This is a genomic window from Craterilacuibacter sp. RT1T (assembly GCF_023502145.1).
In the GTDB taxonomy this organism is placed as follows: Bacteria; Pseudomonadota; Gammaproteobacteria; order Burkholderiales; family Chromobacteriaceae; genus Craterilacuibacter.
In genome coordinates this window covers 169,424-191,652 of sequence record NZ_JAMFLI010000001.1, presented here as the reverse complement: position 1 = coordinate 191,652, position 22,229 = coordinate 169,424, and the positions used below count along the sequence as shown (strand labels likewise).

The window sequence follows — 22,229 nt, the reverse complement described above, 5'->3', positions numbered from 1 at the left end:
TTGGGACCCGTTACCCGCTCCCGGCCCCCTACTCCCTACTCCCTACTCCCTACTCCCTACTCCCTACTCCCTACTCCCTACTCCCTACTCCCTACTCCCTACTCCCTACTCCCTACTCCCTACTCCCTACTCCCCACTCCCCACTCCCCAGCTCCTCACGCAAAGCCTGCTTCTGCACCGCGTCCAGCCTAGCCCCGGCCAGCGTGACCGTAGCCTGCCCCAGCGCGCGATACAAATCGCCCTGTTCCGGTTCCAGCACCGCCAGATGCGACGCCACGGTCGCGACATCACCACGCACAATAGGGCCGGTCAGCGCCGCCTCCGGCCCCAGTGCCAGCGCATTGTCCAGCGACTGGCGCATCAGCGCGCCCAACAGGCACCGTGCAACCGCAGGCTCGATACCCGCCTGGATCGCCACGCCTTCAGCCAGCGCCACCAGCGTCACCAGATAATTGGAAGCGATACTCAAGGCCGCGTGATAGCCGGCCTTGCCCTCGCCCGGCAAATAAAACGCCTCGCCGCCGATAGCCGCCACCAGTTGCGCCAGCCGCTCGCACGCCAAGGCCTCGCCCTCCAGCGCACACAAGCTGCCGGCAAAGGTTTGCCGCGCGCGCTCGGGCTCGGCAAAAGAAAACGCCGGATGCAGGCTGGCGACCTGCGCGCCCTGCTGCGCCAAAGGTGTCAGCAAGGCCGAGGAACAAGCGCCGCTGGCATGAAAAACCACAGTACCCGGGCGCACCACCTTTGCCTCCGCCAGTGCTTGGGCAACGGCAGCAATCGCGCCATCGGGCACCGCAACCAGGGTGAGGTCGGCCGGAGGCAGATCGGTCAGCGTATCCACGGCCTGCACCGCGCCAATAAATGCGGCAGCCTCCAGCGCATGCGCGCGCTCGCGGCACAACACTGCCGCCACCCGATAACGTCCCGAGTCTTGCGCCAGTCGCCCCAGCACCTTGCCCAGCCGCCCCGCGCCCACAATATTCAAGCTCAGCATCGCTCTATCACCCTTGTTTTATTGACGCGCCCCGCGCCGGATATCATCATGGCATGACTAGTTCAAGGAGCGCGATCATGTATCTATGGATTTTGCTGGCGGTGTTTGCCGCCCTGCTGCTATACGCCGTCAGCCTGTATAACGCACTGGTACGCATCAAGCACGAAGTCAGCCGCAGCTGGGCCAATATCGATGTCTTGCTTAAGCAGCGCCACGACGAACTGCCCAAACTGGTGGCGGTGTGCCAGCAATATGCCCAGTTCGAGCAGGCGACACTGACCCGCGTGATGGAAGCGCGCGCCGCCATCCGTAATGCCAGTCGCGGCGGCGACATCACCCGCATCGGCGAGCTCGAAGGCAGCCTGCGGGCCTTGCTCGGCCAGATCTACGCCGTGGCTGAAGCCTATCCCGAACTCAAGGCCGATCAGCAGTTTTCCCTGCTCAGCGAGCGTATCAGTACACTGGAAAACGCCATCGCCGACCGGCGCGAACTCTACAACGAAGCGGTCAATATCAACAATGTCCGCATCGAGCAATTCCCCGATGTGCTGATCGCAAAAGCCATGGGCTTTGCCAAGGCCAGCCCCTTGCGTTTCAGCAGCCAGGACAAGGCCGATGTGGACATTGCCGCACTTTTTGGCCGCTGAACTATTACCCGGCGCAAAGACCGGCGCCTCGCAGCGCCTGAGCGCGCTGCTGGCCTACCCCGTCCTGCTGTGGTGTGTCTGGCAGCTGCGCTTTTTACCATTTTTGCTGCCCGCCGCCGCGCTCATCCTGGTTTACGCGCTGGCCTTATGGCACATCAACTACCGCCGCTATCGCGCCATCGCCGACACCCCGACCGCCCGCGCCCGCAGCGCGGCACTCGGTTACACCGAGCTCTATGGCTATGCGCTGGGTCACGAACAGGCAGCGCTGTTTTCTTCGCTGTCCGGCCGCCCCTGCGTCTGGTACCGCTGGCATAAAGAGTGGCAAGGGCGCAGCGTGCTGGGGAAGCGTAGCGAATCGGCACAAAGCGAAGCCAGCTGGCGTTTACGTGATAAAAGCGGCGGCGAAGTCATCATCCATCCCGAAGGCGCCACCATCCACAGCGCCCACCGCCGCGTCACGCGGGAAGACGGCTGGCGCATCACCGAAGAATGGATAGCCGAACACGACCCGCTCTATGTACTGGGCCATCTCTCAAGCCTAGGCGGCGCCCCGTCCGCCGCCGAGCATCACAGCGATGTCAAAGCGGCACTGGAACAGCTCAAACAGGATAAAGCCACCTTGCTGGCGCGCTTTGATCGCAACCGCGACGGCCAGATCGATATGGAAGAATGGGAAGCGGCGCGGCGCGCCATTCATGGCGAAATCAGCCGCGAACATGCCGAATTAGCGGCTGCCCCGCTCACCCACCATCTAAGCGCGCCCGGCGACGGGCGCCATTTCATTATCAGCCACCGCGCGCCCGCCCACGCCGCGCGCCACTTTCGCCGTCTGGCCTGGCTGCATCCGGCCGCCGCCGGCCTGAGCCTGTGGCTGCTGAACATCATCGCCCGCCATTAACCCTTCCCAAGGAGAAACCATGAAAATAGAAACCCTCGCCGTTCACGCCGGCTATAGCCCGGAGCCGACCACCCATGCAGTGGCCGTGCCGCTATACCAGACCGCCAGCTACGCCTTTGACAGCACCCAGCACGCGGCCGACCTGTTCGACCTTAAGGTGTCGGGCAATATCTACACCCGCATCATGAACCCGACCACCGATGTGCTGGAACAACGCGTCGCCGCACTGGAGGGCGGCATCGGTGCACTGGCGGTCGCCTCCGGCATGGCGGCGATCAGCTACGCCATCCAGACCATCGCCGAAGCCGGCGACAATATCATCGCCACCAGCACCCTGTATGGCGGCACCTACAATCTGTTCGCCCACACCTTCCCGCAACTGGGCATCCAGGTGCATTTCGTCGACCACCGCGACCCGGGGGCCATCGCCCAGTATGTGGACGCGCGCACCAAGGCGGTATTCTGCGAATCGATCGGTAACCCGCTGGGCAATGTGGTCGATTTCGCCGCCTTTGCATCGGAAGCGCACAAGCACGGCCTGCCGCTGATTGTCGACAACACCGTACCCTCGCCTTATCTGTGCCGCCCGTTCGAACACGGCGCCGACATCGTGGTACACAGCCTGACCAAATACCTAGGCGGCCACGGCACCAGCATAGGCGGCATCATCGTCGACTCCGGCAAATTCCCGTGGGGCGCACACGCCCAGCGCTTTGTGCGCCTGAACACCCCCGACGTCAGCTATCACGGCGTCAACTATGTCGAGGCACTGGGCGCAGCCGCCTATATCGCCCGCGCCCGAGTGGTGCCGCTCAGAAACATGGGGGCAGCGATCTCGCCGTTTAACGCACGCGAAATCCTGCTCGGCATCGAAACGCTGGCGCTGAGAATGGACCGCATCTGCGACAACACGCTGAAAGTCGCGCAACATCTGGCCAGCCACCCCAAGGTCGAGTGGGTCGAGTACGCCGCACTGCCGGGCAACCCGTCCAAGGCGCTGGTCGACCAATATATGGGCGGCCGCGCCTCGGGGATTTTGTCCTTCGGCGTCAAGGGCGGCATCGAAGCCGGCGCGCGCTTTATCGATGCGCTGCAACTGATCACCCGTCTGGTCAATATCGGCGACGCCAAGAGCCTGGCCTGCCATCCGGCCAGCACCACCCACCGCCAGCTCTCACCGGAAGAACAACTCAAAGCCGGTGTACGCCCGGAAATGGTGCGCCTGTCCATCGGCATCGAACACAGCGACGACATCCTGGCCGACATCGAGCAGGCACTGCAGGCGTAAACACCTCATCTCAAAGGGTTGAACGCAAGGGGGTCGTCATCACCCGGAGACCCCACACCTGCTGCACCAGCCCATGGCGGGTTACGGCCTACGGCCTAACCCGCCCTACCCCAAATGTATAAACAGCAAGCAATTCCGATCAAACAAAACAACAGCCGGATAATATTTTATTTACATAGCCTTCGCTCGCAACTAGAATGACTTTCGACAGATACGCTTGCTCATGAGTCTTTCTGTTGTTTCGAGATTAGGTATTGCGCCCATCCCCTGCGGATGGGCTTTTTTTGTGCCTGGCATGCCAGCCACCACCCCTCATCAAGCTCAAAAACCGGCATAAAGCGTTAATAAAAATAATAACAGCGGCAAATAAAGCCAAAATAGCCACAAAAACAGCAGAAACAGACATCACGATAGTCACGCCTACACATCAGAATATTTTAATAAACAAATCAATAACTTACATCAGAAAACCAGCAAACACCACCACATAAAAAGCAATCTACCACCCGCAAAGTGTTACAAAAAAGCAACAGTTTGCATTCTAAATGTTGCAAGGCACCCAGCATGGACGTTAGCATTTACTCGCAAATTTCTTCTACGTACAAGGAAGTTTAAACATGAAAAAAGTACTGATCGCTGCTCTGGTTTCCGCTCTGCCAGCTGCTGCTATGGCTGATGTAACTGTTTACGGCATCATCAAAGGTGGTGTTGAATCTGCAGACAACGGCACCACTACCAAGACCCAAATCGACGACTTGGGCTCGCGCATCGGCTTCAAGGGCGCAGAAGACCTGGGCAACGGCCTGAAGGCTATCTGGCAGGTTGAAACTGGTGTCGCTATCGACAACAGCGACAACAGCGGCAACTGGGCTAACCGTCAGTCTTTCATCGGCCTGACTTCCGACTACGGTACTTTCCGTCTGGGCAACCTGTCCAACTTCGGCGACTCCGACATGGGCACCGTTGACCCGTACGAATACGGCAACGAAGCGCTGGGCCTGGGCATCTTCACCCGCGACAACAGCCGCGTGAAAAACGCTGTCCGTATCGATAGCCCGGAATACGCTGGCTTCAAGGCTTCCTTCCTGTACGGCACCAAGGAAGACAAGTCCCGTAAATATGAATTTAAAACCGAAGTAGATGGCACCACTGGCTACTACGATGGTGTTCGCGGCGCAGACACCGATCGTGAAACCTACAACCTGGGCCTGAGCTACGACTACGCCAACTTCTTCGGTAAGTACAGCTACACCTACGAAAACGCACTGAGCGGCACCGTGTACGGCAAGGATACTGACGGCGTCTACGAAGCAAATGTACAACTGCCACATAACCAAAAACATCAGCTGGAAGTTGGTTACGATGCCAACAATCTGTTCGTAGGTCTGGGCTACAAGAACAGCAAAGGCGACTTTAGCGTGACCCCGCTGTCGTTCTACGCTGATACCGCAGTTGCCACCTTCATTGGTGACAACAAGAAGTTTGAATCGCAAGAGTACGCTCTGACTGCTGCCTACACCATGGGTGCCATTACTCCTAAGATCACCTACGCTCAGGGCCTGGACATCAAGTATGATGGCGTTAAGCAAAACAATACCGACTACAAACAAGTCGTTATTGGTGCTGACTACGCACTGTCCAAGCGCACCATCGTTGGTGCCCAATACGGCCAGATCAAGTTCGGCTCCAATGCTGCACTGATCGCCGGCTTGGAAAAAGGCGAAGACACCATCAACGCCTTCGGCGTGAACATGATCCACAAGTTCTAAGCTTAGGCTTACAACGCAAAAAACCGGCGCCTCGCGCCGGTTTTTTTTACGCCTAAATATCGCCAGGCAAACAAAAACCGCCAAGCTCGCGCCAGCGGTTTTTTTTACTCCCTACTCCCCACTCCCCACTCCCGCAAGATGGGTTGCGCTACGCTCCACCCATCCTACGCTCCACCCATCCTACTCACGCCTGTGGCAAGCTGGCCAGATCGTACACCGGGTTAACCGTGTCGGCGCCTTTTTTGGCCAGACGCGCCAGCTCCTGACGCAGGATGGATTGCAGCCACTGTTCGCGCAGCGGCGAGGACTCGACTTCGCGGCTCATGGTGCGGTAGAGCGACATGCCGTGGTAAGTGGTCATCATGGTCAGCGCCATGGCGACGAATTCGCTATTGCCGGCGTAGCGCGGGAAATAGGTGCCGAGCAAGGCGATAAAGCGGTCGCGCTGGCGCAGGCCATCGCGGGCAATCAGGCCGGACAGCTCGGGCTGGGTACGCGCCGCCATCATCAGTTCCATCAGCACTACATAATGCACGTCAGCCACCAGCGAGCGCATCAGGCACACCATTTTATCCTCATCCGAGGCATCCGCCGGCAAGGCCACCAGATCGGCGGCAGCGCGGTCAAACAGCAAATCAATGGTGCTGTTGTACACCAGCTGCATCAGCTCGTTTTTGGTGGCGAAGTGGCGGAACAGCGCGCCTTGCGACAGCTCGGCACGCTGGCAAATGATCTGCACGCTGGCGCCTTGATAGCCCAGCTCGTTAATGCAATCGATGGCGGAGGCCACCAGTTTACCGATGGTGCCTTCGCGGCGGCTTTGTTGGGTTCTTCGTGTCGGACTCATTTTTTTATCTCGCTTTAACGTGTGCGTGCCTGATGTCGCGGATCATAACAGCAAAATACCAAACGGGTAACTTGATGCATGATGCACTCGCTCGCATCCTGCCTGAACGGCATGGGCAACACTAAGACACCCATCCCGTACCAATCAAAACAATCATTAAAATTCAATGACTTACAAAAATCCGTGTGCAATATAGACTGAACAGCACAGCAAGTACAATAGGGGAAACACCCTATCTAATATTTACCAACCCCTTCGTCATGTCGCATTTATCCAACAGCAGCTTACGCTTCAATAAAAAAGCCCGCAAGCTTTAGCTCGCGGGCGCTTTCTTTCACTATAGCAAAACATCACATTCTCGCCACCGGGACAGCTAAGCAGCGAAGAGAAGAATGCACCTGCCCCAAAAGGACAACTTACAAATAATCCGCCGTTGCCGGGCAGCTGCACACCAGATTACGGTCGCCATATACATCATCGATGCGGTTGACCGCCGGCCAGAACTTGTTGTCCAGCACATAAGGCAGCGGGAACAAACCCTGCTCGCGGCTGTATGGGCGCGCCCACTCAGCAGCGATGTCAGCCTTGCCGTGCGGTGCATTGACCAGCGGATTATTGTCCGCCGGCCAGACGCCATCCTCGACCGCCTGCACTTCCGCCCGTATCGCCAGCATGGCGGCGATAAAGCGGTCGAGCTCGGCCTGATTCTCGGACTCGGTCGGCTCTATCATCAGTGTGCCGGCGACCGGGAAGCTCATGGTCGGTGCGTGGAAGCCGTAATCCATCAGGCGCTTGGCAATATCGACTTCGGTGATGCCGGAGGCAGCCTTAAGCGGACGCAGGTCGATAATGCACTCATGCGCCACCCGCCCTTGCCTGCCGCTATACAGCACCGGATAGTGCGGCGCGAGTCGGGCGGCGACATAGTTGGCGTTCAAGAGCGCGTGCTCGGTGGCCAGCTTCATGCCCTCGGCGCCCATCATGGTGATATACATCCACGAGATCGGCAGGATGGAGGCCGAGCCGAATGGCGCAGCGGATACCGCCCCTTGGCCAGCCGCAGCACCCGGCACTTCGCTCACCACATGGTTGGCCATAAACGGTGCCAGATGCGACTTCATGCCGATCGGGCCCATGCCCGGGCCGCCGCCGCCATGCGGAATGCAGAAGGTCTTGTGCAGATTCATATGCAGCACATCGGCGCCGATGTCGGCCGGACGGGTCAGCCCCACCTGCGCATTCATATTGGCGCCATCCATATAGACCTGCGCCCCGTAGCCATGCACCAGTGCGCAGATATCGCGAATGCTTTCCTCGAACACGCCATGGGTAGACGGGTAGGTAATCATCAGCGCACCCAGACGTTCGGCGTGCAACTCGGCCTTGGCTTTGAGGTCGGCGAGATCGACGTTACCCAGCTCGTCACACTTCACCACCACCACCTGCATGCCCAGCATCTGTGCAGTCGCCGGGTTGGTGCCGTGCGCCGATTGCGGGATCAGGCACACAGTGCGCCCATCCTCGCCACGGCTTTCGTGATAACGCAAGATGGCAAGCAAGCCGGCGTATTCGCCCGAAGCGCCGGAGTTGGGCTGCATCGAGATGGCGTCAAAACCGGTAATCGCCATCAGCTGCGCTTGCAAGCCGGCAATCATTTCGTGATAACCCACGGCCTGATCAGCCGGGCAGAACGGATGCAGTTCGGCAAAAGCAGGCCAGGTCACCGGCAGCATCTCGGCTACGGCGTTCAGCTTCATGGTGCACGAGCCCAGGCTGATCATCGAATGGTTCAGCGCGAGGTCGCGGTTTTCCAGGCGCTTGAGATAGCGCAGCATGCCGTGTTCGGTGTGGTACTGGTTGAACACCGGATGACTCAGAATGGCCGACTCGCGCTTAAGCGCCGCCGGAATCGCATCGGCCGCTGCCGCGTCCAGTGCGGCAATATCAGCCGCCTGGCCGGTAAAGAGCGTAATCAGGAAGGCCAGATCTTCGCCACTGGCCTGTTCATGGAACGCCACCGCCAGCACGCCCTCACCGACACGGCGCAGGTTGTAACCGGCGGCAAGCGCAGCGGCGTATACGCCAGAGGCCTTGTCACCCAGTTCGACCTCGACCGTATCGTAGAAGCGGTCATACACCAGCTTGCCGCCGGCCGCCTGAACCGCATGGGCGAAAATCGCGGCCAGACGGTGAATGCGGGTGGCGATGCGGCGCACGCCTTGCGGGCCGTGATACACGGCATACATGCCGGCCAGGTTGGCCAGCAAGACTTGCGATGTGCAGATATTGGAGTTGGCCTTCTCGCGGCGGATATGCTGCTCGCGCGTTTGCAGTGCCATACGCAGCGCGGTCTTGCCGCGGGCGTCGACCGACACCCCGATAATGCGCCCCGGTGCCGCGCGCTTCATGTCTTCGCGGAAGGCAAAATACGCGGCGTGCGGGCCGCCAAAGCCCATCGGCACACCAAAGCGCTGGGTATTACCCACCGCCACATCGGCGCCCATCTCGGCCGGCGACTTGATCAGCACCATGGCCATGATGTCGGCGGCGACAATCGCCACCGCACCGCGCGCCTTGGCCGCGGCAATCGGTGCACTCAGGTCCAGCAGATCACCGCCGGCACCGGGCAACTGGAACAAGGCACCGAAGTAGTCGGCATTGCCCGCCTCTTCCGGGTGGCCCAGCACCAGCTCGAAGCCGAAATACTTGGCGCGGGTGCGGATCACATCCAGCGTCTGCGGCAAGACGCGGCTGTCGATAAAGAAGGCCTCGGACTTGGATTTGGATACCCGGCGCGCCAGCGTCATCGCTTCGGCGGCAGCGGTGGCTTCGTCCAGCATGGAGGCGTTGGCCATCTCCAGACCGGTCAGGTCGATCACCATTTGCTGGTAGTTAAGCAGCGCTTCCAGGCGACCCTGGGCAATCTCGGCCTGATACGGGGTGTAGGCGGTATACCAGCCGGGGTTCTCCAGCACATTGCGCAGGATCACGTTCGGCAGGCGGGTCGGGTGGTAACCCAGACCGATAAACGACTTATTGATAATGTTTTTGTCGGCAATCGCCTTGAGCTTGGCCAGCGCCTCGGCTTCGGTCATCGCGTCCGGCAAATCCAGCTTGCGCCCGAAACGGATGGCGGCTGGCACGGTTTGCCCGACCAGCTCGTCCAGATTGGCGACGCCCAGCGTCGCACACATGGCGGCGCGCTCGGCATCGTCCGGGCCGATATGGCGGCCGATGAATTCCTGATGGTTGAACAGTTGTTCTAGCGACATAGCGCTTCCTTTTTTGGCCGGGATGGGTTGGGCACGGCAAAAAAAACCCCTGACCGGTCATGCGGCAGGGGTTAGGTTGAATCAGGCGCCGATTTCGGCGGCGTAAGCGTCGGCACTCATCAGAGCATCAAGGTCGGCGACATTGGCCGGACGGATGCGGAAGAACCAGCCCTCGGCATAAGGCGCGGAGTTGGCCAGCTCAGGCGTGCCTTCCAGCTCGGCATTGACTTCCAGCACTTCGCCGGCAATCGGGCTGTAGACATCGGATGCGGCTTTGACCGACTCGACCACACCGGCTTGCTCGTCCGCGGCCAGCACGGCACCGGCTTTAGGCAGCTCGACAAACACCACATCACCCAGCAATTCCTGTGCGTGTTCGGTGATGCCAACGGTCACGGAGCCATCGGCTTCCAGGCGCAGCCATTCATGGCTGGAGACGTATTTCAGTTCGGTCGGGATATGGCTCATGGTTGGGGCTCCTGTGTTGATGGGGCGGCGAGTAGGGCGTGGGGAGCAGGGACTCGGGATCGGGGATCGGGGATCGGGGATCCGGGAGCGGGGGAAGTTACTCCCTACTCCCTACTCCCTACTCCCTACTCCCCACTCCCTACTCCCTGCAGCCTGTCTCCCTTACTCGAATACTTTCTTGCCGTTACGTACAAACGGCATCTTGACCACGCGCACCGTCGTCAGGGTGCCACGCAGGTCGACTTGGGCGTGTTCGCCGGTCGCAGCCGGCACGCGGGCGATAGCGATGGAGTGTTTAAGGGTTGGCGAGAAGGTACCGCTGGTAATAATGCCTTCGCCCATGCCCTCGACCACGACCTTCTGCCCTTCGCGCAGCACACCGCGCCCTTCGAGCACCAGCCCGACCTGGCGCATGGCGACACCCCCATCCTTTTGCGCCTGCAGAGCGGCGCGGCCGATAAAGTCGCGGTTGTCTTTCATCGCCAGCGTCCAGCCCATACCGGCTTCCAGCGGCGAAACCTGCTCGTCCATATCGTGGCCGTAGAGGTTCATGCCGGCTTCCAGACGCAAGGTGTCGCGTGCGCCCAAGCCTATCGGCGCCACGCCGGCTTGTTGCAATTCACGGAAGAAAGCATCGGCTTCGGCGGCGGGAATCATGATTTCCAGACCATCTTCACCGGTGTAACCGGTGCGGGCGACAAACCACTCACCAAAAGGCAGGCCCTGAAACACTTGCAGCGCAGCAATGCCCTCGGCCCACTCGGGCTTGACGGCACAGACTTTGGCAATGGCATTGGGCCCTTGCACCGCCAGCATGGCCAGATCGCGGCGCGGACGCAGCGTGACATCGAAGCCGTCAAGATGGGCATCCATCCACGCCAGATCCTTGGCGGTGGTGCCTGCATTGACCACCATGCGGTAGCCGTCTTCAGCCAGATACACGATCAGATCGTCCACCACGCCGCCTTGCTCATTCAGCATGCCGGAATACAGCGCCTTGCCGACAAAACCGAGCTTGGCCACATCGTTGGCGATCAGTTGCTGCAGCCAGCGCTTGGCATCGGCACCCTGAATATCGATCACGGTCATATGCGAAACATCGAACATGCCGGCATCGCTACGCACGATTTCATGCTCTTTCAGCTGCGAGCCGTAATGGATGGGCATGTCCCAGCCGGCGAAATCGACCATCTTGGCGCCGGCGTCTAGGTGTGCTTGATACAAGGGGGTACGTTGGGCTGCCGTCATGGTGATCCTTAACATAGGGGAGATATCAACTATCTACACCCCTCTGTCCGGTCACCTGAGATTTTCCGCAAGCACGCCATCAGCGCGTTGCGTTAGCCCCTTCGGTGGATGCCGCATCGGGCATCGCTCTCCAGAGTCGGTGGGCCAATCCGTGTTACCGGCCCGTATGATGCAGTCCTTTTGCCTGAGCGATTGCGGGTGCGCTTGCGCCTTCGGCGGCGGCATAAAGCCGCTCTCTCCTGCATGATGTCGCGATTATCGGTGGAGATGCGAGAGAAGTAAAGCTGGGAGCAGGGATAGATTCCCACTCCCTACTCCCTACTCAGTACCAGACAATACCGTTGACTTCGGTGGTGATGATGGTACCCGCATTGCCCTTGACGATTTCTTCAATGTCTTCCAGCGCACCGATAACCGCACGCTTGCCGGTCAGGCGGGCAAATTCGCAGGCTGCCTCCACCTTAGGTCCCATGGAGCCGGCGGCAAAGCCCAGCTTGTCCATTTCATCCGGGTGCGCCATCTTGATGGCTTTGGCGTCCGGTGTACCCCAGCCGACAAACACGCTAGCCACGTCGGTGGCGATGACAAAATAGTCGGCTTCGATTTCACGCGCCAGCAGTGCAGAAGACAGATCCTTGTCGATCACCGCCTCGACCCCGACCAGCGTTTTGCCGGTCTCGTCATACATGGTCGGAATCCCGCCACCGCCGGCCGCCACTACCACCACACCTTTTTCGATCAGCCATTTGATTGGCAGCATCTCGAAAATACGCTTGGGCTTGGGACTAGGCACAACACGGCGGTAATAGTCGCCGTCGGCCTTCACCGTCCAGCCCATATTGGCCATCAACTTGTCGCCCTCTTCCTTGGTGTACACCGGCCCCACAAACTTGGTCGGATTGGCAAAAGCCGGATCTTTCGGATCAACCTCGGTCTGGGTCAGGATGGTGGCAATCGGCACCTCGAATGGCAATTCGTTACCCAATTCCTGCTCGATCATATAGCCGATCATGCCCTCAGTCTGCGCGCCCAGCACATCCAGCGGATACGGGGTCACCGTGGCATCCACATGACGGGCATAGGCATCGTTTTGCAGACCCAAAAGTCCGACCTGCGGGCCGTTGCCATGGCACATCACCAGGTTGTGCCCCAAGCGCGTCACCGCTGCCAGCTGCTTGGCTGCAATCTTGACGTTGGCACGCTGGTTGTCGGCGGTCATGGCTTCGCCACGACGTTGCAGGGCATTACCGCCCAAAGCGACTACTACACGCATGATGTTTACTCTCCTAGCCGGCTACGCCCGGCAGCAAGGCAAAACAAAGGCCGACCGCCCTGAGGTCGTGTCGGCCGTCTGGCGCTGAGAAACTCAGCTACCGATGGTGGCAACCATAATGGCCTTGATGGTGTGCATGCGGTTTTCCGCCTGCTCGAAAGCAAGGCAGGAAGTCCCTTCAAACACCTCGTCGGTCACCTCGATGCCGTCGGCAAACTCCGGATACTGGGCAGCAATCTGCTTGCCGACCTTGGTCTTCGAGTTATGGAACGCCGGCAGGCAGTGCAGGAACTTGACGTTAGGGTTGCCGGAAGCCGCCATCAGCGCAGCATCGACACGGAACGGCTTGAGCAGCGCGATACGCTCGCCCCAGCGCTCGATCGGTTCGCCCATCGACACCCACACGTCGGTGTGGATGAAGTCGACACCCTTGACCGCGACTTTGGGATCATTGGTCACGGTCAGACGCGCGCCGGTTTGCTTGGCGATTTCATGACACTGCTTGACCAGTTCGGCATCCGGCTCCAGCCCTTTAGGACCGGCAATACGCACGTCCATCCCCATCAGGCAGCCGATCACCATCAGCGAGTGGCCCATATTGTTGTGGGCATCGCCTACATAGGCATAGGCAATCTGCGACATCGGCTTGTCGCAATTTTCGGTCATGGTCATCACATCGCACAGCATCTGGGTCGGATGCCACTCATCGGTCAGGCCGTTGAATACCGGCACGCAGGAGTACTTGGCCAACTCCTCCACATCGTCCTGGGCAAAACCGCGAAACTCGATGCCATCGTAAAAACGGCTAAGCACGCGTGCCGTGTCGGCAATGCTTTCCTTATGGCCCAGCTGCGAGCTGGAAGGATCGATATAGGTCACATGCGCGCCCTGATCGTGGGCGGCGACTTCGAACGAGCAGCGGGTGCGGGTCGAGGTTTTTTCGAAGATCAGCGCAATATTCTTGCCGACCATGCGCTGTTCTTCATTGCCGGCGTATTTGGCTCGTTTAAGGTCCCGCGCCAGATCCAGCATGTACTTGATCTCACGCGGAGTGAAATCCAGCTCTTTCAGAAAATGACGACCTTTGAGGTTGAAAGCCATTTGATGCTCCTGAAAATAAAGACTGCTATCACGCCCTCCTCCTGCACAGCATAAACATGCCGGAAGAGGGTACATACAACGAAAAAAGAGGAAGTCTGACGCTTAAGGGGTGATGGCGTCGCGCACCAGCGGGCAGGTCATGCAATGGCCACCGCCACGCCCGCGCCCCAACTCGGATGCGGGAATCTCGATCACCTCGACGCCGGCGTCACGCATGCGCTTATTGGTATAGGTATTGCGGTCGTAGGCCACGACCACAGCGCGGTCCAGTGCCACGACGTTATTGCCGTCGTCCCACTGCTCGCGCTCGCGCTGGAAGGCATCGCCGCCGGTTTCGAGTACACGCAGCTTGGACAGCCCCAAAGACTGGGCAACGACTTCAAGGAAAGGCTGGCTATGGCGCTCGAACTTGAGCTCGCCGGGTTTGTCACCCGCAGTAATGCTGGTGCAGACGATTTCGTTCACAACGTCGGGGAAGACGGAAACGAAATCGTAATCGAGGAAGGAAAATACGGTGTCCAGGTGCATGGCGCCGCGGCTCTTGCCCATCTGGCAGGCAATTACCTTGGTCGGGCCATCCGGATGTCCGATCGCATTTTTGGCCACCTGCACGACCGCTTGCGGCGTTGTGCGTTCGCCCATGCCGATCAATGCCACACCATTGCCGATTGGCATGACGTCGCCGCCCTCCAGTGTGGCTGGACCATGATCGACGTCGCTATTACCCCACCAGGAATGCACCTTGCCGGCAAAGTGAGGATGGAAATTGTAGATGGCCTCCATCAGCAGCGTTTCCTGACGCCGCGCCGGCCAGTACATCGGATTGAAAGTCACCCCGCCATAAATCCAGCACGAAGGGTCGCGCTGGAACAGCATATTGGGAACGGGCATGGTGACGAAGTCGGACTGATCCAGATAACCACCGAACAGGCCTTTGGCATCGAAGGGAAGCTCGAATTTGGCGATGCCGCCAACCAGATGATCGGCCAGCAGCTTGGATGGCATTTCGTCCAGCCAGCTTCTGAGATCAGCCAGCATGCCGACCCCGACGGTATTGGGACGGATCTTGCGATCCAGCACCCATTCGCGCGCCAGCTTGTCGTCCATGGTTTCGGCAAGCAAGTCATGCGCTTCCAGCACTTCGATACCACGCGCGCGCATCTGGCCGGTAAAGTAATCATGATCCTGCTGGGCGCGCTCAACCCAGATCACATCATCAAACAACAAGTCGTGACAATTGCCTGGAGTCAGGCGCTTGTGTGCCAGATTGGGCCGGCACACCATCACGCTATGCAGCTTGCCACACTCGGAGTGAACACCAAATTTGCTCATGACGCTTCCCTTTTCCATCACAAAAAAATGGAGACCGGGAAGACCTATCTTGCCCGGCTACCGCCTTGGTTATAGCAAAGCGGTAGCCATAAACCGGACAATTTACTGGGCGTCTGCACGTTCCTTAATTTGCCATACATACACCGGCAAACCGAGCAGCAGCAGGATGATGCCCCACATCACAACTTCAGCACCCGAGCCGTAAATAGCCCACAGCGAATATAGAAAACCGACAGTCGAAAAGGCCAGCGGCGCGATCCAGTCCCGCGCGGAAAATTGCTTGCGACGCTGCAACATCACTGCCAGCAAAGCCATAGCGCAAAAGGCATACGGCAGCAAAGTCGTTGCAGTAGCCAACAAAATCACGAACTCAAAAATCTTGACCCCGCCATCTCCACCGGCATATTTCAAAGCCAGCAGTACGGTCACCAGCGAGCTGGACAGCACCAGGCCGAAGCTTGGCACCCCTTTAGCATTGTGACGCGAAAAAGCCTTGGGAAAGAGCCTGTCCTTGGCTGCCGCTGCCGGGATGTGCCCCTGCATCAGGCACCAGCCATTCAGCGCACCGAAGCAGGCGATAATCGCGCCACCACCGACGGCATAATAGGCCCAGTCACCCCACAGCAAACGCGCAGCATCGGCAAATGGCGCAGGCGAACTGGCCAGTGCATGCGCAGGCATCAAGCCCATCAGCGCAATCGTGCTCAGCATATAAAGACCGGCCGCCAGCAAGGTGCCGATCACCGTGGCGCGCGGAATGGTTTTTTCCGGATTCTGCACATTACCGGCCGGCACCGAGGCCGACTCCAGGCCAAGAAAGGCCCACAAGGTCAGCGCCATGGTCGCCGCCACCGAGCTCATCACCGGCTTGCTTTCCGGATTAAACACCAGATTGTCGGTATTCATATGGATGAAACCGAAAATGGTGACCGCAGCCAAAGGCACCAGCTTGATAAGGGTGGTCACCACCGCGACCACCCCCGAGCTTTTGGCACCGTTCAGGTTGATCAGCGTCACGATCCACACCAGCAAAATAGCGGAGGCACCGGCAAACAGATTGCTTCCGCCTACCGCCGGAATAAATACCTGCAGATAGCTGGCCGCCGCAACTGCCAGCGCGGCATTACCCGCCCATAGTGCAATCCAGTAGCCCCAGGCAATCCAGAAGCCGGCAAAATCGCCAAAGCCCTCATGGATATAAGCATAAGGCCCGCCCTCTTTAGGGATGATGGCGGCCAGGCGGGCAAACACCAGCGCGAGACAAATAGCACCGGCCGAGGTAATCGCCCAGCCTATCAATGAGATGCCGCCATAAGGCGCAAGCGAAGCCGGCAAGAGAAAAACACCGGAACCTATCATATTGCCCAGCACCAGCGCCGTGCACATCCAGACACCCAGCACCCGCTTGTTTTGCTTCACACTACTCATAACTGCTCTCCGCAGGCAGGCTGCATGCAGCCTGTCTTGAAAACTTGTACACCGGTAGGTGCACACAGAATGACCTGACGGGGGCCAGACATCGGCCATGCCCCCAATACGGGATACATGCATAAAGCCGACATAGATTCCCCCTTATAAAAGTGAATGTGTTGGTAAGTCATGCGCCACCGCCAAGCAGTACAGGTCCGGCAGGCACCCGCGATAGCGACCAGTTTTCCCGCGCCCATTGCCACAATGAGGCCAGATCCATCCCGCTTTCGGGTGGCGCATGCCCCAGCCGCGTCAAAGCCTGTGAAAGTTCGGCGGCAGCATGATGGCTATTGATAGCCGGTGCCAGTGTCTGTTTGGACAACTTTTCACCCGCATCATTAACCAGCAAAGGCAAGTGCACATAACGCGGCACCGCCAGACTCAAGGCCTGCATCAGGGCAATCTGGCGCGGCGTAGATACCAACAGGTCGGCACCACGCACCACATCGCTCACCCCCTGCGCCGCATCGTCCACCACCACCGCTAACTGGTAAGCCCAGAAACCGTCCGCGCGCTTCAGGACAAAATCGCCAATCTCGCGCGACAAATCCTGAGCATAGTGCCCTTGCCGCCCGTCAACAAAAGCAACGCGCCCTTCGGACACGCGTAATCGCCATGCGCGCCCTGCTACGCCAGCCGGCAAACCCGTGCGGCAAGTACCCGGGTAAACATAGCCTTCTATGCCGCGCTGCGCATGGGCGGCAATCTGCTGCCGCGTACAGGCGCAGGGGTAGGCATGGCCCTGCGTTGCCAGTTGCGCCAAGGCGTCCTGATAAAGCGCATGGCGCCTGCTCTGGTAAACCACCTCGCCGTCCCACTCAAAACCGAACGACGCCAGTGTGGACACAATCGCATCGGCAGCGCCCGGCATTTGCCTTGCCGTATCCAGATCCTCGATACGCAGCAACCATTCCCCGCCGCGCGTGCGCGCCTCCAGATAGCTGCCCACAGCGGTCGCCAGCGACCCTGCATGCAACAAGCCGGTAGGGCTGGGGGCAAAGCGCCCACGATAAACGGATCCGCTCATAAGGCAATGTGCTTGCAACATGTCAAAGCAACACGACACGCCACTATAAAATACAAAAAAAGGGGGTCTTTTTAACCGAAGTGCCGCACCGAGTAAACATAGAAAGCGGATTTAAGCATTATCCAGCCTGCTTTTTGCCGGCAAATTGAAGCGCATTTCAAAGCGCGCGCCCTCCCACTGGCTACGTCCAACCCAGACTTGCCCGCCCATTTCATCCGCCACTTTTTTAACAATGGCCAAGCCCAAACCCGTCCCGCCTACCCGCCCGGAAAAGAAAGGCTCGAAAATACGCGCACGGATCTCGTCGGCAATGCCGGGACCCGAGTCTTCCACGGCAAAAACCAATACACCCTCGCTTATTTCCAGCGTCAAACCCAGTCGGCCAGCAACCGGGGTATGGGACAAGGCATTTTCCGCCAGCGCGACCCAACTGGAGAGTAAAGCCTTACGCTCCCCTGCCAGCACCACATTCATCTGTGGCGCGCGCATGCAATGCAGCGTCAGCTGCCGCACTTCGCACTGTGGCCGCAACATGGCTTCAAGTTCGTCAAACAGTTCGGCCACCGACACAGGCTCGGTCAGGGTCGAGCTACGGACAAAACCCAACATATTCTGGATCAGCCCCTCCAGCGCACGCAGGCGGTCGACTATTTTTCCGGAAAATCGCTGGCGCTCGGCATCGGGCAAATCCGCATGCTGCAAATTGGCGGCATACAACATCGCGGTTGCCAGTGGCGTTCTTAGCTGGTGTGCCAGCGAAGCAGCCATCCGCCCCATGGACGCCAGTTTTTCCTGTGTAGACAAGGCGGCATGCAATTGATGCAAATGCGTCACATCATGCAACAGCAGCAAACTGCCGTCCGGCAGTACGCACTGCTGGATTGTGATGCGCCGTGTAGATGTAGCAGCCTGCACTTCAAAAGTGTCATCGGCACCCACGCTATGCAATAAGCGGTCGTGTAAATCCGGCCAGCACGCCCCCTCCGCCAAGCCGGGCAGCATGGACATGGACGCAGGATTGGCCATCACCACCTGATTGTTGCGATCAATCTCCACCACGCCAGCCGGCAAGGACTCAAGCAGCAAAGACAAACGCCCGGCCAGCGCGCCGTTTTCCGCCGCACGGCGCAATAGCTCATCATTGGCCGCAGCCAGCTTGCCATTCAATACCGCAACCTGCTCTTCGAGTAACTGGTAAGCACCAATCAGCTCGCCGGAAACCTGATTGAACTGGGCAAAAGCGGCCTCGAGCCGGCTCTTTTCGCTAAAGACTGTAACTTTATCTGTCATTTACTCAGCTTCAGTTTGTAAAATTTGGTTTAACCGTAGGATAATGCGGCTAGTTCCACGTACTAAAAAAGGACACCAGCCTGAACAATTGCAATATGGCTGGATGCTTTTTCCGCCCCCGGGCGGGAATACCGGAAAATCAGCAAGCTATATCAGTACCGGAGGTTTTTGTGTCTGAGTTACTTAAAAAAATCGATGCCCGAACCAAACTGGCCGGCACGAACAAGCTGGAGATCCTGCTTTTTTCACTGGGCATAGATCAGCGTACCGGACGTAAAGAAACCTTCGGCATCAATGTATTCAAGGTGCGCGAGGTGATGCGCACACCGGAAATCACCTCGGCGCCGGAAATGCCAAGCTCGGTCGAAGGCATGGTCAGCCTGCGCGGCACACTGGTGCCGGTCATCGACCTGGCCAAATACGCCGGCGTGATTAGCGAAAAACGGCCGGAAATCATGATCGTGACCGAATACAATGGTCACACGCAAGGATTTCTGGTCGAGGCAGTCGACACCATCCTGCGCCTGGACTGGTCTGCCATGCGCGTCCCGCCGGACATGATCACCAACCGCATGGGCGGTCTGGTGACGGCAATCACCGAGCTGGACAAGGGCACGCTGGTCATGATGATGGACGTAGAAAAGGTGCTGGCCGAAACCGCCATGTCCGAAGACAACGACAGCCATCACTTTGCCAATATCGAACCGGTTCAGCACGACTGCATGGTGTACTTTGCCGATGACTCGGCCGTGGCACGCCGCCAGATCGAACGCACGCTAAAAGCGATGGGCGTGCGCTTCAGCTTTGCCCCCAACGGCATGCAAGCTTGGGAAGACCTGCAAAAAATAGCGACACAGGCCGAACTAGCCAACAACAAAGTCAAAGATAGCGTGCAGCTGATCCTGACCGATGTGGAAATGCCGGCGATGGATGGCTATATGCTGACGCGCATGGTCAAGACCGACCCCCGCTTTGCCGGCATCCCGGTGCTCATGCACTCCTCGCTGTCAGGCAACTCCAACCAGAAGCTGGGCGAGTCCGTTGGCGTCGATGCTTATGTCTCGAAATTCGAGCCACAAAAGCTGTCGATGAAGATTCGTGAAATGCTCAAGCTTTGAGCCCCGGCTAGACAAACGGATTGAGGGAAACAAATTGACCTTATCAGCGACAGACGCCTCCTTGCTTGCTTCGGTGGATGCACGCACCAAGCTTGCCGGCTCCAACAAGATGGAAATCCTGCTGTTTTCGCTGGGCACGCGCGAAACCTTCGGGATCAATGTATTCAAGGTGCGCGAAGTCTCGCAAACGCCGCATATCACCAAGACGCCCAATATGCCGCAAGGCGTGGAGGGTGTTATTTCGCTGCGCGGCAATATCATCCCGGTGATCTCGCTGGCAAAATTCATCGCCAGTGGCGACACCACGCGCAAATATGAAACCATGATCGTGACCGAGTTCAACCGCAGCACCCAGGCTTTTCTGGTGGACTCGGTAGACCGCATCATTCGTGTTGACTGGGACAAGGTGCGCGCACCGGAAAACATGTTCAATGCCAGTGCGCAAACACTGATCACGGCGGTGACCGAGCTGGAAGATGGCAAACTGGTCTCCATCCTCGACGTCGAGCAGATTCTCGCCAGCGCCATCGGTGAAACCAAGGTGCCGGATGTTCCGCAGGCACAGACCAGCAGCGAGCAATTCGCCTTTTTCGTCGATGACTCTGTGGTGGCACGCAAGGAAATCACCAGTGTGCTGGACAAGATGCGCGTCAAATACCATCAGGCCACCAATGGCCGCGAAGCCTGGGACAGGCTGCAAGCCTTTGCCAGCCGCCGCTTTGGCGAAGGCGAGTCGCTGCATGACTCGCTCAAGCTGATTCTGGTCGATGCCGAAATGCCGGAAATGGATGGCTATGTGCTGACGCGTCTGATCAAGGCGGATCGCCGCTTTGACGGCATTCCGGTCGTGATGCACTCCTCGCTGTCATCCAATGCCAACCGGGCGATGGGCGCCAGTGTCGGTGTTGACGCTTATGTGGCGAAATTCGACCCCGTTGTTTTGGCCGACACGCTACTGCCATACCTGCAAGGGTAGTAAGATAGCCCGCACTATTAGATTTGATCAGGACTTAAGCACTCATGGCAGATAAGAACACTCGTTTCCTCGTCGTGGATGATTTCTCCACGATGCGACGCATCGTCCGCAACCTGCTCAAGGAGCTCGGCTTCACCAATGTCGATGAAGCCGAAGATGGCCAGGTCGCCCTGCACAAACTCAAGAACCAGAGCTTCGACTTTATCGTCTCCGACTGGAACATGCCGAACATGACCGGCATTGAGCTGCTAAAAGCAGTCCGTGCCGATGCCCAGTTACGCCACCTGCCCTTCATGATGATCACCGCCGAAGCGCGGAGGGAAAACATCATCGAAGCGGCTACGGCGGGTGCCAGTGGCTATATCGTCAAACCGTTTACCGCCGCCACGCTGGAAGAGAAGCTAGGCAAAATATTCCAGGCTATGGGCAAGTAAGTCACGCGCAGCCTGTTTGAGGAGTCAGAACGTGTCGGAAAATTTATTGGAAAGCGGCGACTCGCCGGATCTTGAAGCACTCTTTGACAGCATCGCCAGCCAGCATCAGCAGTGGCAGGCCCCTGCCGATAGCGCAGCCCCCCAGCCGACGGCCACGCTGGATGCCCAGATAGAAATCTATGCGCAGATCGGCCAGATCACACGCAAACTGCATGATACCCTGCGTGAAATGGGCTACGACAAGTCGCTGAGCAAAGTAGCCGAAGCCATTCCCGATGCCAAGGGCCGTTTGTCCTATATCGCCACGCTGACGGAAAATGCGGCCGAGCGCGTACTGAACGCGACCGATATTGCCCGCCCGATCCAGGACAGACTGGAAAAAGACGCGCGCGACCTCAGTGCACAGTGGGATCAAGTGTTTGCCAACCAGATGCCGGTCGAAGACTTCAAGCGTCTGGCGGCTAGCACCCGCGACTACCTCAATCAGGTGCCACAACATACCGCTGACACCAATACCCAGCTGCTTGATATCGTAATGGCGCAGGACTTTCAGGATCTGACCGGTCAGGTGATCAAGAAGGTCATGGAAATGGTCAAGGTACTGGAAAGCGAACTGATCTCGGTCCTGATCGAGCACTCGCCGGCAGAGAAAAAAGTCGACCTTGAACCTTCGTTGCTCAACGGACCGGTCATCAACCCTGAAAACCGCAGCGATGTGGTGACGAATCAGGAACAGGTTGACGATCTGCTTGAAAGCCTGGGCTTCTGATTCCG

19 protein-coding genes and 2 riboswitches are annotated in these 22,229 nt (G+C 58.5%); of the genes, 8 read left to right on the top strand and 11 right to left on the bottom strand.

Annotation, left to right across the window (positions count from 1 at the left end; genetic code table 11):
* Positions 1-112: 112 nt before the first annotated feature.
* Positions 113-994: a Rossmann-like and DUF2520 domain-containing protein gene (locus M3P88_RS00960; protein ID WP_249614228.1), complete on the bottom strand. Its 882-nt coding sequence runs from the start codon at positions 992-994 to the stop codon at positions 113-115.
* Positions 995-1,071: 77 nt separating this feature from the next.
* Here M3P88_RS00960 and M3P88_RS00955 point away from each other — a divergent pair, with 77 nt between their 5' ends.
* The 4 genes from M3P88_RS00955 to M3P88_RS00940 all read left to right on the top strand — a co-directional run bounded on the left by M3P88_RS00955 (position 1,072) and on the right by M3P88_RS00940 (position 5,599).
* Positions 1,072-1,641 carry a LemA family protein gene (locus M3P88_RS00955; RefSeq protein WP_249614227.1) on the top strand — a complete coding sequence of 190 codons (570 nt, stop codon included), beginning with the start codon at positions 1,072-1,074 and terminating at the stop codon, positions 1,639-1,641.
* On the top strand, positions 1,610-2,542 hold the full coding sequence (locus M3P88_RS00950) for an LSm family protein (protein ID WP_249614226.1): 933 nt from the start codon (positions 1,610-1,612) through the stop codon (positions 2,540-2,542). The genes M3P88_RS00955 and M3P88_RS00950 overlap by 32 nt, the downstream gene beginning before the upstream one ends.
* Before the next feature lie 19 nt (positions 2,543-2,561).
* A complete protein-coding gene (locus M3P88_RS00945; protein WP_249614225.1) occupies positions 2,562-3,830 on the top strand; it encodes an O-acetylhomoserine aminocarboxypropyltransferase/cysteine synthase family protein in 1,269 nt (422 codons plus the stop codon).
* Positions 3,831-4,447: 617 nt separating this feature from the next.
* Complete coding sequence (locus M3P88_RS00940; RefSeq protein WP_249614224.1) at positions 4,448-5,599, top strand: porin; 1,152 nt, start codon at positions 4,448-4,450, stop codon at positions 5,597-5,599.
* A gap of 184 nt (positions 5,600-5,783) precedes the next feature.
* Here M3P88_RS00940 and M3P88_RS00935 read toward each other — a convergent pair whose 3' ends face one another.
* The 10 genes from M3P88_RS00935 to M3P88_RS00890 all read right to left on the bottom strand — a co-directional run bounded on the left by M3P88_RS00935 (position 5,784) and on the right by M3P88_RS00890 (position 18,927).
* Complete coding sequence (locus tag M3P88_RS00935) at positions 5,784-6,446, bottom strand: TetR/AcrR family transcriptional regulator (protein ID WP_249614223.1); 663 nt, start codon at positions 6,444-6,446, stop codon at positions 5,784-5,786.
* 416 nt (positions 6,447-6,862) lie between these two features.
* Entirely contained in the window at positions 6,863-9,718 is a 2,856-nt protein-coding gene (gene gcvP, locus M3P88_RS00930; RefSeq protein ID WP_249614222.1) for an aminomethyl-transferring glycine dehydrogenase, read from the bottom strand.
* An 81-nt stretch (positions 9,719-9,799) separates the two neighbouring features.
* Positions 9,800-10,186 (bottom strand): glycine cleavage system protein GcvH, encoded by a 387-nt coding sequence (gene gcvH, locus M3P88_RS00925; protein WP_249614221.1) that lies wholly within the window; start codon positions 10,184-10,186, stop codon positions 9,800-9,802.
* Positions 10,187-10,348: 162 nt separating this feature from the next.
* Positions 10,349-11,434, bottom strand: coding sequence for a glycine cleavage system aminomethyltransferase GcvT (gcvT, locus tag M3P88_RS00920; RefSeq protein WP_249614220.1), 1,086 nt, complete (start codon positions 11,432-11,434; stop codon positions 10,349-10,351).
* 33 nt (positions 11,435-11,467) lie between these two features.
* Positions 11,468-11,578, bottom strand: a riboswitch (glycine riboswitch).
* Between the two features lie 18 nt (positions 11,579-11,596).
* Positions 11,597-11,686: riboswitch (glycine riboswitch) on the bottom strand.
* Between the two features lie 70 nt (positions 11,687-11,756).
* Positions 11,757-12,707: a carbamate kinase gene (gene arcC, locus M3P88_RS00915; RefSeq protein ID WP_249614219.1), complete on the bottom strand. Its 951-nt coding sequence runs from the start codon at positions 12,705-12,707 to the stop codon at positions 11,757-11,759.
* A 93-nt stretch (positions 12,708-12,800) separates the two neighbouring features.
* Entirely contained in the window at positions 12,801-13,808 is a 1,008-nt protein-coding gene (locus M3P88_RS00910; protein WP_249614218.1) for an ornithine carbamoyltransferase, read from the bottom strand.
* A gap of 102 nt (positions 13,809-13,910) precedes the next feature.
* Entirely contained in the window at positions 13,911-15,140 is a 1,230-nt protein-coding gene (locus M3P88_RS00905; protein WP_249614217.1) for an arginine deiminase, read from the bottom strand.
* 102 nt (positions 15,141-15,242) lie between these two features.
* The gene (locus M3P88_RS00900) at positions 15,243-16,568 is read right to left on the bottom strand and encodes an amino acid permease (protein ID WP_249614216.1); all 1,326 of its coding nucleotides are present in this window, start codon (positions 16,566-16,568) and stop codon (positions 15,243-15,245) included.
* Positions 16,569-16,737: 169 nt separating this feature from the next.
* Entirely contained in the window at positions 16,738-17,637 is a 900-nt protein-coding gene (gene gluQRS, locus M3P88_RS00895) for a tRNA glutamyl-Q(34) synthetase GluQRS (RefSeq protein WP_249614215.1), read from the bottom strand.
* Positions 17,638-17,748: 111 nt separating this feature from the next.
* Positions 17,749-18,927 carry a sensor histidine kinase gene (locus tag M3P88_RS00890; protein ID WP_249614214.1) on the bottom strand — a complete coding sequence of 393 codons (1,179 nt, stop codon included), beginning with the start codon at positions 18,925-18,927 and terminating at the stop codon, positions 17,749-17,751.
* Between the two features lie 170 nt (positions 18,928-19,097).
* Here M3P88_RS00890 and M3P88_RS00885 point away from each other — a divergent pair, with 170 nt between their 5' ends.
* Genes M3P88_RS00885 through cheZ form a run of 4 tightly spaced genes read left to right on the top strand, consistent with a single transcriptional unit; the run spans position 19,098 to position 22,224 of the window.
* Complete coding sequence (locus tag M3P88_RS00885; protein WP_249614213.1) at positions 19,098-20,045, top strand: chemotaxis protein; 948 nt, start codon at positions 19,098-19,100, stop codon at positions 20,043-20,045.
* Between the two features lie 34 nt (positions 20,046-20,079).
* Positions 20,080-21,021, top strand: coding sequence for a chemotaxis protein (locus tag M3P88_RS00880; RefSeq protein WP_249614212.1), 942 nt, complete (start codon positions 20,080-20,082; stop codon positions 21,019-21,021).
* A 44-nt stretch (positions 21,022-21,065) separates the two neighbouring features.
* Entirely contained in the window at positions 21,066-21,455 is a 390-nt protein-coding gene (gene cheY, locus M3P88_RS00875) for a chemotaxis response regulator CheY (RefSeq protein ID WP_124734796.1), read from the top strand.
* A 31-nt stretch (positions 21,456-21,486) separates the two neighbouring features.
* A complete protein-coding gene (cheZ, locus tag M3P88_RS00870; protein ID WP_249614211.1) occupies positions 21,487-22,224 on the top strand; it encodes a protein phosphatase CheZ in 738 nt (245 codons plus the stop codon).
* Positions 22,225-22,229 lie beyond the last annotated feature (5 nt).